The organism is Pseudomonas sp. PWP3-1b2, assembly GCF_049896045.1.
Taxonomy (GTDB): domain Bacteria; phylum Pseudomonadota; class Gammaproteobacteria; order Pseudomonadales; family Pseudomonadaceae; genus Aquipseudomonas; species Aquipseudomonas antarctica_B.
Genome location: NZ_JAFCTN010000005.1, coordinates 168,465 through 180,501 on the forward strand (window position 1 = coordinate 168,465; position 12,037 = coordinate 180,501).

Here is a 12,037-nt window from a genome sequence, read left to right on the forward strand (position 1 = left end):
CCCGCTCTTGCACTGCAGCGACCTAGCCCCTTGAATCCGCCCGTGAACGGGAGTATCACAGTGCCACGCTGCCCGTACGACGAGAGCGCCACCATGTCCCAGGATTTCTATTTTTTGCTGATGCCGGGGTTTTCGGCGATTGGCTTTATCTCCGCGCTGGAGCCGTTGCGAGTGGCCAACCGCTTTCGCGGTGAGCTGTACCGCTGGCACGTATTGAGCGCCGACGGCGGCGCAGTGCTGGCGAGCAACGGCATGTCGGTCAACGCCGACGCCGCGCTGGAGCCGCTGAAAAAGGGCGCGACGTTGATGGTGGTCGCAGGCTTCGAACCCTTGAAGTTCGCCACGCCCGCGCTGGAACACTGGCTGCGCCGCCTCGACCACGACGGCGTGACCCTCGGCGCCATCGACACCGGCGCCTGCGTGTTGGCCGAAGCCGGCCTGCTCGACGGCCATCGCCTGACCCTGCACTGGGAAGCCATCGACGCGTTCAAGGAGTCCTATCCCCAGCTCACCGTGACCCAGGAACTGTTCGAGATCGACCGCCGCCGCATCACCTGCGCGGGCGGCACCGCCTCCATCGACCTGATGCTCGACCTGATCGCCCAGTCCCACGGCCCGGAGCTGGCGATCCAGGTCTCTGAGCAGTTCGTGCTCAGCCGCATCCGCCCGCGCAAAGACCACCAGCGCATGCAGATCGCCACGCGCTACGGCATCAACAACAAGAAACTGGTGCAGGTGATCGGCGAGATGGAGCAGCACACCGAGCCGCCGCTGAGCACCTTAGCCTTGGCCGATGCGATCAAGGTCACCCGTCGCCAGCTGGAGCGGCTGTTTCGTCTGCATTTGAATGACACACCGAGTAATTTTTACCTCGGCCTGCGCCTGGAAAAAGCCCGGCAGTTATTGCGCCAGAGCGATCTGAGCGTGTTGGAGGTGAGCATTGCATGCGGGTTCGAGTCGCCGTCGTACTTCACGCGCAGCTATAGAGCGCGGTTCGCGAAGTGCCCGAGGGAGGATCGGCGACGGGAGGTGGTTTGACGGGCAATTATAGTCAATTATACTCATGGCTATAATTTATAGTTGTTTTAATAATTGAGTATAAATCATGTCCAAACACAGCGGCTTTGTGTTTCGCCGCCCCGCCCTGGCGAGCAGTATTGCCGATGGTTTGGTGGGGGCCGGTATTCAGGATTTCACGTCGGGCCTGTTTCTCGCGGCCCCCCGGCGCACTGGAAAAAGCACCTTTTTGCGTGAAGACCTGATCCCCGAGTGTCAACTCAGGGGGTGGCTGACGGTGTATGTAGATCTGTGGGCCGACAAAGAGAAAGACCCTGCGCAGTTGATCGCCAGCGCGATTGCCGCTGCGCTGGCTCCCTATGAAAAGGGTATCCGCAAACTGGCGAAGAACATTGGCATCGAAAAACTCAGTTTTTTGCGCACCCTGTCCTGGGACTTCAGCACGCCACAATTGCCTGCCGGCGCGACGCTGACCCAAGCCCTGGAATTGCTCCACAGCGCGGCAGAAAAACCTGTCGTGCTGGTGATAGACGAAGCGCAGCACGCATTGACCAGCGAGTCGGGCGTCAATGCGATGTTTGCGTTGAAGGCCGCGCGGGATCAGCTCAATCAAGGCCGCGATGAGGAAGGCAGTGGCCTGCGTCTAGTGTTCACCGGCTCCAATCGCGACAAGCTGGCGCATTTGGTACTGGGTAAAAGCCAGCCATTTTTCGGTTCCAGCATCACGCCGTTTCCACTGCTGGGTAAAGCATTCACCCAAGCCTACACCGCGCATCTCAATGCGCATCTGGCAACGACTAACCAGTTCGATGCGACCGATATTGATGAGGCGTTTGAGTTGGTAGGCCGTCGCCCGGAAATGCTGCGCACCATCATCGGTGAGGTCGCCCTGGAGTTGGGCGAGGCCAGCAACCTGGGTCAACTGCTGCACAGCCGCGCCGAACTCTTGCGCGCGGGTGTGTGGACTGAATTCGAAAGTGCCTGGAACGCCCTGACCATCCCGCAACGTGCGGTGCTGGAGGTGATGGTGGAGCGTTCGCAAACCAACGAACCCTTTGCACCGTTCACCGACAGCACCCTCACGGCGGTCAGCAAGAAGCTGGAGGATATGGGCAGTGACGTGGTACCGGGCACCCAGACCATTCAGGCCTGTATTGATGCGCTGCGTGACAAGGAGCTGGTGTGGAAGTCTGGCCGAGGGGGTTATGCGCTGGAGGACAAATCGTTTGGGGATTGGCTGCGGCACAGAGGCCGTGCACCCAGCTGAATGCAATACGGAACGCCTGTGGGAGCTGGCTTGCCTGCGATAGCGGTGTATCAGTGAAAGCATGTTCTGGCTGACCCACCGCTATCGCAGGCAAGCCAGCTCCCACATTGAACCGTAGTGTGGCTTATTTCTTTAGCAGAGCCGAGCACGCGGCCTTGAAGGCTTCATGCTGATACTTGTTCAGCGAAGCCGGCAGCTCAAAGCCGTGCTTCTTGTACTGCGCATTGATGGTCTGCGGCGACAGCAACGTCACCTCCACACCCTCCAGCAGCTGAAACACGCCTTCAAGCTTGAACGTGGTCGGGCCACCGGCAAACTCGCCCTTTTTGCTGCGCTTTTTGATCGCAATGCGGGTAATGGCGTTTGCCTGCACAAAAGCCTTCACCTGAACGGCGAAGGCTTTGACGTTGGCCGCTTCATCGTCGTCTTCAAGGGCGATTTTCTTGGTGGCCAGGGCGACGTGCGTCAGTGCCCCGTTGTCGAGCGAGGCGACGGCGATGATCGCTTCGCTGCCTTTGATTTCGATGCCGCAAATGGTCATGCAATAGCCTATTGAGGGAGAGAGATTGGCGGAGCAACCTTATCAGTAACGGCGATCTTCTTCCTTGTGCCGATAGATCTGGCGCAACGTCCAGAACATCCCGATCTGGCACAACAGTATCAAGGCCGCACTCGCGCTCATGATGTAGAAGTTCCACGAACCTGATCTGAAGTTCTCCTTTATGTTGTGAACTTCAGGAAACCACTTTGAGTACACCACTTGTACCGGGCTGCCGACTTCATAAACCGGGCCGCCCGCATAGCCGCTGGTGCTCACCATGCCTTCTTCGTTTAGATCGTCATGTTTGAAGCGGTAATACACATTGGTAATGGTGCCCCAGTCGCCGATCGCTTCCAGTTGAGTGACCTGCCCCGTCGTCTCCACGGGTGCCGCCTTGATCAAGGCATAAGGTGCGCCCCGGTCTTTGGACAGAAACAGCATCAGTGCCAATACCAGCGTGGCAACAAACAGCATGGTGGCGCGCGTGAACAGAAAGTCGCGCTGCGCTTCGCGTGGGTAGTACATATGAAGTCCTTTTCAACAGTGTGTTAAGCCTGAAACCTGATTATTCCTGACCAATCGACTCCAAAAACTCCGACCGTTCATCACTCATCCGCGCCAGACAATCGTTCTGTTGAATCGCATATTCCTTGCTGCCCGTCACCGTCGGGAAGGTGTCCACTGCGCAATCAGCGTCACGCAATTTTTCCCATTTTTGCTGGGCATCCTTCAGACGAGCGGTAATGTCGGCCAGTTGCGACTTGTTGCTGCCATAGGTCGAACCCATGCGTTCGAGCAGGCCTTGATAGTTATCTTTAAGCAATTGGTCTGCGGTGGTCTTGTTGAAGGTGGCGCATTCCAGGGTTTGCTTGTCGTTTTCGATGCCATCGCAAGGCGTGTGGTCGGTGTCTTCGGCCGCGTGGACGCCGGTTGCGATGAGTGCCAAAGCCAGGAAAATCGATTTCATTGCGCCGTCTCATGTCAGGTGATGACGCAAATTCTGGCTCAAGCGTGGGACAAAGAACAGACGCCAGTAGGAGATGTCATGCAGGCCTTTGTCGCGGATTGACGCTTTCGGCAATTCCCCTGTCGTTTTTGCACCCGGTTCGTTCAGCCCCTGGGCATATGCTGGCCCCAAAGCGCCGGCAGACGATTCGGCGCATGAATCGCCAATAAGGGGACGCCTGATGAGCCCAGCCGAATTGCACGCCGACAGCATCGTTATCGACGGGCTGATCATTGCCAAGTGGAACCGCGACCTGTTCGAGGACATGCGCAAAGGTGGCCTCACCGCCGCCAACTGCACCGTGTCGGTGTGGGAAGGCTTCCAGGCCACGATTAACAACATCGTCGCCAGCCAGACCCTGATCCGCGAGAACAGCGACCTGGTGATCCCGGTGAAAACCACCGCCGACATCCGCAAAGCCAAGGAACTGGGCAAAACCGGCATCATCTTCGGCTTCCAGAACGCCCACGCGTTTGAAGACCAACTGGGCTATGTGGAGATCTTCAAGCAGCTCGGCGTTGGCGTGGTGCAGATGTGCTACAACACCCAAAACCTGGTGGGCACCGGTTGCTACGAGCGTGATGGCGGCCTGTCGGGCTTTGGCCGTGAGGTGGTGGGCGAGATGAACCGCGTCGGCATCATGTGCGACCTGTCCCACGTCGGCTCCAAGACCAGCGAAGAAGTCATCCTCGAATCGAAAAAGCCGGTGTGCTACTCCCACTGCCTGCCGTCCGGCCTTAAAGAGCACCCGCGCAACAAGTCTGATGAAGAGCTCAAGTTCATCGCCGACCACGGCGGTTTTGTCGGCGTGACCATGTTCGCGCCGTTTTTGGCCAAGGGCATTGATTCGACCATCGACGACTACGCCGAAGCCATCGAATACACCATGAACATCGTCGGCGAAGACGCCATCGGCATCGGCACTGACTTCACCCAGGGCCATGGCCAGGATTTCTTCGAAATGCTGACCCACGACAAGGGCTACGCCCGCCGCCTGACCAGCTTCGGCAAGATCATCAACCCGCTGGGCATCCGCACCGTGGGCGAGTTTCCCAACCTCACCGAGACCCTGCTCAAGCGCGGCCACAGCGAGCGCGTGGTGCGCAAGATCATGGGCGAAAACTGGGTCAACATCCTCAAGGACGTCTGGGGCGAGTGAATAACTCTGGAGCCTACTCCGCTCGCCGATAGCTGCGTCAGGTCCTCGCGCCAAACTCGCCGTACGTCCCGTACTGTCTCGCTTGTCGCTCCGGTCCTTCCTTGCTCTCGACGTGCTCGCTACGGCTCCAAAGTCATTCACACGGCTTGTTTACAAGAGCAAAGCAACAGCTTTGCGAAGCACTGAAAACGAATTTTCTGGAGTTAAGTTTCCATGGCCAAAATCGCCCCGCAATTGCCTATCGAAGTCGACAGCGAAACCGGTGTCTGGACGTCCGACGCCCTGCCCATGCTCTACGTGCCACGCCACTTTTTCGTCAACAACCACATGGGCATCGAAGAAGTGCTGGGCGCCGACGCCTATGCCGAAATCCTCTACAAGGCTGGCTACAAATCTGCCTGGCACTGGTGTGAAAAAGAAGCCGAATGCCACGGCCTGGAAGGCGTCGCGGTGTTCGAGCATTACATGAAGCGCCTGTCGCAGCGCGGCTGGGGCCTGTTCAAGATCCAGGACATCGACCTCGACAAAGGCACCGCCAGCGTCAAGCTCGAGCACTCGGCGTTTGTTTACGTGTACGGCAAGGTCGGGCGCAAGGTTGACTACATGTTCACCGGCTGGTTTGCCGGTGCCATGGACCAGATTCTCGAGGCGCGTGGCAGCAAGGTTCGCACTGTTGCAGAGCAAGTCTACGGAGGCTCCGAAGAGGGCCACGACGACGGCCTGTTCACCGTCAAGCCGTTGTAAGCCGAGGACCCTGCCATGGCTTTCGAAGCAATGTTTGCGCCGATCCAGGTCGGCAAACTGACCATCCGCAACCGCGTGCTCAGTACCGCCCACGCCGAGGTGTATGCCACCGACGGCGGCATGACCACCGACCGCTATGTGAAGTATTACGAAGAGAAAGCCAAGGGCGGGATCGGCCTGGCGATCTGTGGCGGTTCTTCCAGTGTGGCCATCGACAGCCCGCAAGGCTGGTGGAAATCGGTGAACCTGGCCGATGACCGGATTATTCCGCACTTCCAGAACCTGGCCGATGCCATGCACAAGCATGGCGCCAAGATCATGATCCAGATTACCCACATGGGCCGTCGCTCGCGCTGGGATGGCGATCATTGGCCAACCCTGCTGTCGCCGTCGGGCATCCGCGAGCCGGTGCACCGCGCGACCTGCAAAACCATCGAGCCGGAAGAAATCTGGCGCGTGATCGGCAACTACGCCACGGCGGCAGCGCGCGCCAAGGCCGGTGGCCTGGACGGCGTGGAACTGTCGGCGGTGCACCAGCACATGATCGACCAGTTCTGGAGCCCGCGGGTCAACAAACGCACCGATGAATGGGGCGGCAGTTTTGAAAACCGCATGCGGTTCGGCCTGGAAGTATTGAAGGCTGTGCGCAAGGAAGTCGGCCCGGATTTTTGCGTGGGCATCCGCCTGTGCGGCGATGAATTCCACCCGGACGGCCTGTCCCACGAGGACATGAAACAGATCGCCAAGTACTACGACGACACCGGCATGCTCGACTTTATCGGTGTGGTCGGCTCGGGCTGTGACACCCACAACACCTTGGCCAACGTGATCCCGAACATGAGTTATCCACCGGAGCCATTTTTGCATTTGGCCGCCGGTATCAAGGAAGTGGTCAAGGCGCCGGTGCTGCACGCGCAGAACATCAAGGACCCGAACCAGGCCACGCGCATCCTCGAGGGCGGCTACGTGGACATGGTCGGCATGACCCGCGCCCACATCGCCGACCCGCACCTGATCGCCAAGATCAAGATGGGCCAGATCGACCAGATCAAGCAGTGCGTTGGCGCCAACTACTGCATCGACCGCCAGTATCAAGGCCTGGACGTGCTGTGCATCCAGAATGCCGCGACCTCTCGTGAATACATGGGTGTGCCGCACATCATCGAAAAATCCACCGGGCCCAAACGCAAAGTCGTGGTAGTCGGTGCCGGCCCGGCCGGCATGGAAGCCGCGCGCGTTGCCGCTGAACGTGGTCACGACGTCACGCTGTTCGAAAAGAAAGCCTTCATCGGTGGGCAAATCACCACCGCCTCCAAAGCGCCACAACGCGACCAGATCGCCGGTATCACGCGCTGGTTCCAGCTGGAACTGGCACGTTTGAACGTCGACCTGCGCCTGGGCGTGGCGGCAGACGCAGCAACCATCCTCGACCTGCGCCCGGACGTGGTGGTGCTGGCCGTCGGCGGCCATCCGTTTCTGGAACAGAACGAACACTGGGGCGCGGCTGAAGGCCTGGTCGTCAGCAGCTGGGACGTGCTTGACGGCAAGGTTGCGCCGGGCAAAAACGTGCTGGTGTACGACACCATCTGCGAATTCACCGGCATGTCGGTGGCGGATTTCCTCGCCGACAAAGGCAGCCAGGTCGAGATCGTCACTGACGACATCAAGCCGGGCGTGGCCATCGGCGGTACGTCGTTCCCCACCTACTACCGCAGCATGTACCCCAAAGAAGTGATCATGACCGGCGACATGATGCTGGAAAAGGTCTACCGCGAAGGCGACAAGCTGGTGGCGGTGCTGGAGAACGAATACACCGGCGCCAAAGAGGAGCGGGTGGTTGATCAGGTCGTCGTCGAAAACGGCGTGCGCCCGGATGAAGAAATCTACTACGCACTCAAAGGCGGCTCGCGCAACAAAGGCCAGATGGACATCGAAGCGTTGTTCGCAATCAAGCCGCAGCCGTGTTTGAGCGAGGCGGGCGAGGGGTACTTGCTGTTCCGCATTGGTGACTGTGTGGCGCAGCGTAATACCCACGCCGCGATCTATGACGCCCTGCGCCTGTGCAAGGATTTCTGATACCGGCGAACCAAAGTGGACTCGGTCTAAAGGTGGGAGCCAGCTTTTCTGTGGGAGCCGGGCTTGCCCGCGATGCAGGCAACTCGGTCTAGATTAAGACCCCGTTGATGCCATCGCAGGCAAGCCAGCTCCCACACAAGCCAGCTCCCACATTGATCCGGTTCCCATTCAAGGCCTGTGTGGTCTTTGGGAGCTTCACCATGTTGAACACCCTACTGCCTATTCTCTTATTTGCAGCCCTGGGCCTTGCGGTCCTCGGCGCTCTGCGCCGGGCGAACATGTGGCGCCGTGGCCGCGCGTCCAAGGTCGACCTGCTTGGTGGTCTTTTGGCCATGCCCAAGCGCTACATGGTCGACCTGCACCACGTGGTGGCCCGCGACAAATACATCGCCAACACCCACGTCGCCACCGCCCTGGGCTTTGTGCTGTCGGCGTTGCTGGCGATTCTGGTGCACGGTTTCGGCCTGCATAACCGCCTCCTTGGCTATGCCTTGCTGCTGGCCTCGGTGCTGATGTTTGTCGGCGCCACCTTTGTCTACCTGCGCCGCCGCAACCCGCCGTCGCGCCTGTCGAAAGGCCCGTGGATGCGTTTGCCGAAAAGCCTGATGGCGTTCTCGGTGAGCTTCTTTGTGGTGACTTTACCGGTGGCCGGGATTCTGCCCGCTGACTTCGGCGGCTGGCTGCTCGCTGCGCTGCTTGGCGTAGGCGTGCTGTGGGGCGTGAGCGAGATGTTCTTCGGCATGACCTGGGGCGGCCCGATGAAGCACGCCTTCGCCGGTGCCCTGCACCTGGCCTGGCACCGCCGCGCCGAGCGCTTCGGCGGTGGCCGTTCCACCGGTTTGAAGCCGCTGGATTTGAGCGACAAAACCGCGCCGCTGGGCGTGGAGAAACCGGTGGATTTCACCTGGAACCAACTGCTCGGTTTCGACGCCTGCGTGCAGTGCGGCAAGTGCGAAGCGGCGTGCCCGGCCTTCGCCGCCGGCCAGCCGCTGAACCCGAAAAAACTGATTCAGGACATGGTCGTCGGCCTGGCCGGCGGCACCGATGCCAACTTCGCTGGCAGCCCCTACCCAGGCAAAGCCATCGGCGAACATAGCGGCAACCCGCACCAGCCAATCGTCAACGGCCTGGTGGATGCCGAGACCTTGTGGTCGTGCACCACCTGCCGCGCCTGCGTGGAAGAGTGCCCGATGATGATCGAGCACGTGGACGCCATCGTCGACATGCGCCGCTACCTCACCCTGGAAAAAGGCGCGACACCGAACAAGGGCGCCGAAGTCCTCGAAAACCTGATCGCCACCGACAACCCCGGCGGCTTTGCACCGGGCGGCCGGCTGAACTGGGCGGCGGATTTGAACCTGCCATTGCTCAGCGAAAAAGGCACCACCGACGTGCTGTTCTGGGTGGGCGACGGCGCGTTCGACATGCGCAACCAACGCACCCTGCGCGCGTTCGTCAAAGTGCTGAAAGCGGCCAGGGTCGACTTTGCCGTACTCGGCCTCGAAGAGCGCGACAGTGGCGACGTGGCGCGCCGTTTGGGCGATGAAGCCACCTTCCAGCTGCTGGCCACGCGCAATATCCAGACCCTGGAAAAGTATGCCTTCAAGCGCATTGTCACTTGCGACCCGCACAGCTTCCACGTGCTGAAAAACGAGTACGGCGCCTTCAACGGCAACTACCTCGTGCAGCACCACAGCACCTTTATGGCCGAGCTGATCGGCGAGGGCGCGCTGAACCTGGGCCAGCACAAAGGCAACAGCGTGACCTATCACGACCCGTGTTACCTGGGCCGCTACAACGGCGAGTACGAGGCGCCGCGCCAGGTGCTGCGCGCGCTGGGCATCGAGGTCAAGGAGATGCAACGCTCGGGCTTGCGTTCACGCTGCTGCGGCGGCGGTGGCGGCGCGCCAATCACTGACATTCCCGGCAAGCAACGGATCCCGGACATGCGCATGGACGACATCCGCGAGACCGGTGCCGAACTGGTGGCCGTGGGTTGCCCGCAGTGCACAGCGATGCTGGAAGGGGTGGTGGAACCGCGCCCCTTGATCAAGGACATTGCCGAGTTGGTGGCTGACGCGTTGCTTGAAGATGCAGCGCCCACCAAGGCTCCCATCCAGCGTGAACCTGCGGAGGTGCACTGATGAGCGACATTATCCGCCGCGACCCACGGGCCGAATGGATCGCCCGCAACCGTCTGCACCCGCTGCATGCGGCGATGCAGCCGGTACAACAGAGCTGGATGGGGCCTAACGGCGTCATCCGCAAAAACGTGCACGGCGCCGGTTTCATCGGCCCCAACGGCATCAAGCGCATCGACCGCAGCGGCGCTCAGCAGGGCGGCGCAGCCAAGCGTACGACGGCAGTAGAAGTGCAGTTGCCGCTGCATCAGGTTCCGGCACCGGCGTTCTACATCAACGTGGTGCCCGACATGGTCGGCGGCCGCCTGAGCAGCCACGACCGCGACTTGCTCGGCCTGGCTCGGCAACTGGCCGGCAGCCACGGCGCGGTGCTGGCGGTGGTGTTTGGTGAACACAAGGAAAGTGCCTTTGCCACGGCGGGCGTCGACCGCCTGCTGGTGCTGGAAGGCCACGCCTTCGACGGTTATTCACCGGAGCAACGCGTCCAGGGCCTGCGGGCTGTGGATAACCAGTTCAGCCCGCGCCATTGGTTGCTGCCGGACAGCCGCAGTGGCGGCGGCGAATTGGGCCGGCGCTTTGCCGCAAGCCTCAAGGAACGCCCGGCCACACGTGTCTGGCAGATCAAGGGCGAAGACTGCATCGGCCGCGCCGGTGCGGGCCAGGAGGATTTGGCCCGGCCACTGCCGCGCCTGATTCTGGCGGCGGCGGAATGCGCCGAACCGGTCAGCGAAACCCGTCACGAAGTGTTGCCCGTAGAGTTATCCACACCCTTGGCGCGCAGCCTGCCGCGTATCGAAGACCTCGGCGCGGTGGCGGTGGACCCGGCAGCCATTCCAATGGCCGAAGCCGAATTTATTTTCTCCGGCGGCAATGGCGTGAAGGACTGGGCGCTGTTCCACCAAACCGCCGCCGCACTCGGCGCCACCGAAGGCGCCTCAAGGGTGGCCGTGGACGACGGCTTTATGGCCCGCGACCGTCAGGTCGGTGCGAGCGGCACCTGGGTCACGGCGCGGGTGTACGTGGCCGTGGGGATTTCCGGGGCGATCCAGCACCTGCAAGGCATCGGTGCCTGCGACAAGGTGGTGGCAATCAACCTCGACCCGGGTTGCGACATGATCAAGCGTGCCGACCTGTCGGTGATTGGCGAAAGCGCCGCGATTCTGCAAGCCTTGATCGCGGCCGTTGAGACCTACCGCAACGGCGCCAAGCGCGACGCGGCTTAAGGATATGGCCATGACCACGAATGTAATCAGCCTGGTGTCCATCGGCGCCCACCCGACTTCCGGGCGCCCGCGCCGCGCCGAGCAGGACGCGCGCGCTGTCGAGCTGGGCCTGCAATTGGCTGGGGATAAGTTGCAGGTGCTGCACGCAGGCGACATCCACGAACCGACATTGCGCAGCTACCTGGGCATGGGCGTGCCGCAGCTGCACGTGCTGGAACAACCGGCGGGCAGCGATGCGTTGCCGGTGCTCAGCGATTATTTGCGTGAGGCGGGCGCCCAGGTGGTGCTCGCCGGGAGCCAGGCGGAAACCGGCGAAGGCTCGGGCATGTTGCCGTTCCTGCTGGCCGAGCAACTGGGCTGGCCGCTGATTGTGGGGCTGGCGCAGGTTGAATCCATCGACGGCGGCGTGGCGCACGTGCTGCAAGCGTTGCCGCGCGGTCAGCGGCGGCGCCTTAAGGTGCGGCTGCCGTTTCTGGCCACGGTGGATAACGCCGCGCCCAAGCCACGCCAAAGCGCCTACGGCCCGGCGCAGCGCGGTGAGTTGGCCGCGCATGACGTCGAGATCGAGCAAGATGAGTTATTCACAAGCGCGCTGCTGCAACCGGCCAAGCCTCGGCCCAAGCGCCTCAAGGTGATCAAGGCCAAGAGCGGCGCGGATCGGATGAAGGCTGCGACCGCCAAAGCCAGTGGCGGCGGCGGGCAGGTGCTCAAGGGCCTGAGCCCGGAAGCGGGCGCGCAGGCCATTCTCAAATTGTTAATAGAAGAAGGCGTCGTACGCTGATTGCACTGTGGAAGCTGGCTTGTGTGGGAGCTGGCTTGCCTGCGATAGCATCACCTCGACTTAATTCAAGACCGAGTTGCCT

Annotated in this window: 11 protein-coding genes; 8 read left to right on the plus strand and 3 right to left on the minus strand. The window is 61.2% G+C overall.

From position 1 onward, the window contains the following. Positions 1 to 93 precede the first annotated feature (93 nt). Positions 94 to 1,038 (plus strand): GlxA family transcriptional regulator, encoded by a 945-nt coding sequence (locus ACP7A2_RS05495; RefSeq protein WP_348061997.1) that lies wholly within the window; start codon positions 94 to 96, stop codon positions 1,036 to 1,038. Between the two features lie 67 nt (positions 1,039 to 1,105). Continuing rightward, a complete protein-coding gene (locus ACP7A2_RS05500) occupies positions 1,106 to 2,284 on the plus strand; it encodes an AAA family ATPase (protein ID WP_426133407.1) in 1,179 nt (392 codons plus the stop codon). A gap of 124 nt (positions 2,285 to 2,408) precedes the next feature. On the opposite strand, the gene ACP7A2_RS05505 is transcribed toward ACP7A2_RS05500, so the two are convergent. Genes ACP7A2_RS05505 through ACP7A2_RS05515 form a run of 3 tightly spaced genes read right to left on the minus strand, consistent with a single transcriptional unit; the run spans position 2,409 to position 3,792 of the window. Then, positions 2,409 to 2,825 (minus strand): DUF3010 family protein, encoded by a 417-nt coding sequence (locus ACP7A2_RS05505; protein WP_426133408.1) that lies wholly within the window; start codon positions 2,823 to 2,825, stop codon positions 2,409 to 2,411. A gap of 42 nt (positions 2,826 to 2,867) precedes the next feature. Next, positions 2,868 to 3,350, minus strand: a complete 483-nt coding sequence (locus ACP7A2_RS05510; RefSeq protein ID WP_426133409.1) for a hypothetical protein — start codon at positions 3,348 to 3,350, stop codon at positions 2,868 to 2,870. A 40-nt stretch (positions 3,351 to 3,390) separates the two neighbouring features. Further along, complete coding sequence (locus ACP7A2_RS05515) at positions 3,391 to 3,792, minus strand: lysozyme inhibitor LprI family protein (protein ID WP_348062000.1); 402 nt, start codon at positions 3,790 to 3,792, stop codon at positions 3,391 to 3,393. Between the two features lie 220 nt (positions 3,793 to 4,012). Here ACP7A2_RS05515 and ACP7A2_RS05520 point away from each other — a divergent pair, with 220 nt between their 5' ends. From ACP7A2_RS05520 to ACP7A2_RS05545, 6 genes are all read left to right on the plus strand, one after another. Then, positions 4,013 to 4,990 (plus strand): dipeptidase, encoded by a 978-nt coding sequence (locus ACP7A2_RS05520; RefSeq protein ID WP_426133410.1) that lies wholly within the window; start codon positions 4,013 to 4,015, stop codon positions 4,988 to 4,990. Positions 4,991 to 5,203: 213 nt separating this feature from the next. Next, positions 5,204 to 5,734, plus strand: coding sequence for a DUF5943 domain-containing protein (locus ACP7A2_RS05525; RefSeq protein ID WP_201125557.1), 531 nt, complete (start codon positions 5,204 to 5,206; stop codon positions 5,732 to 5,734). A gap of 15 nt (positions 5,735 to 5,749) precedes the next feature. After that, entirely contained in the window at positions 5,750 to 7,810 is a 2,061-nt protein-coding gene (dgcA, locus tag ACP7A2_RS05530; protein ID WP_426133411.1) for a dimethylglycine demethylation protein DgcA, read from the plus strand. Positions 7,811 to 8,010: 200 nt separating this feature from the next. Next, the gene (gene dgcB, locus ACP7A2_RS05535; RefSeq protein ID WP_426133412.1) at positions 8,011 to 9,954 is read left to right on the plus strand and encodes a dimethylglycine demethylation protein DgcB; all 1,944 of its coding nucleotides are present in this window, start codon (positions 8,011 to 8,013) and stop codon (positions 9,952 to 9,954) included. Continuing rightward, complete coding sequence (locus ACP7A2_RS05540; protein WP_426133413.1) at positions 9,954 to 11,174, plus strand: electron transfer flavoprotein subunit alpha/FixB family protein; 1,221 nt, start codon at positions 9,954 to 9,956, stop codon at positions 11,172 to 11,174. The genes dgcB and ACP7A2_RS05540 overlap by 1 nt, the downstream gene beginning before the upstream one ends. A gap of 10 nt (positions 11,175 to 11,184) precedes the next feature. Further along, positions 11,185 to 11,955 (plus strand): electron transfer flavoprotein subunit beta, encoded by a 771-nt coding sequence (locus ACP7A2_RS05545; protein ID WP_426133414.1) that lies wholly within the window; start codon positions 11,185 to 11,187, stop codon positions 11,953 to 11,955. Positions 11,956 to 12,037: the final 82 nt, after the last annotated feature.

Coding starts and splice junctions, on each gene's coding strand:
- ACP7A2_RS05500 (WP_426133407.1), top strand. CDS start 1,106: ATGTCCAAACACAGCGGCTTTGTGTTTCGCCGCCCCGCCCTGGCGAGC.
- ACP7A2_RS05520 (WP_426133410.1), top strand. CDS start 4,013: ATGAGCCCAGCCGAATTGCACGCCGACAGCATCGTTATCGACGGGCTG.
- ACP7A2_RS05545 (WP_426133414.1), top strand. CDS start 11,185: ATGACCACGAATGTAATCAGCCTGGTGTCCATCGGCGCCCACCCGACT.
- ACP7A2_RS05495 (WP_348061997.1), top strand. CDS start 94: ATGTCCCAGGATTTCTATTTTTTGCTGATGCCGGGGTTTTCGGCGATT.
- dgcB (WP_426133412.1), top strand. CDS start 8,011: ATGTTGAACACCCTACTGCCTATTCTCTTATTTGCAGCCCTGGGCCTT.
- ACP7A2_RS05540 (WP_426133413.1), top strand. CDS start 9,954: ATGAGCGACATTATCCGCCGCGACCCACGGGCCGAATGGATCGCCCGC.
- ACP7A2_RS05525 (WP_201125557.1), top strand. CDS start 5,204: ATGGCCAAAATCGCCCCGCAATTGCCTATCGAAGTCGACAGCGAAACC.
- dgcA (WP_426133411.1), top strand. CDS start 5,750: ATGGCTTTCGAAGCAATGTTTGCGCCGATCCAGGTCGGCAAACTGACC.
- ACP7A2_RS05510 (WP_426133409.1), bottom strand. CDS start 3,350: ATGTACTACCCACGCGAAGCGCAGCGCGACTTTCTGTTCACGCGCGCC.
- ACP7A2_RS05515 (WP_348062000.1), bottom strand. CDS start 3,792: ATGAAATCGATTTTCCTGGCTTTGGCACTCATCGCAACCGGCGTCCAC.
- ACP7A2_RS05505 (WP_426133408.1), bottom strand. CDS start 2,825: ATGACCATTTGCGGCATCGAAATCAAAGGCAGCGAAGCGATCATCGCC.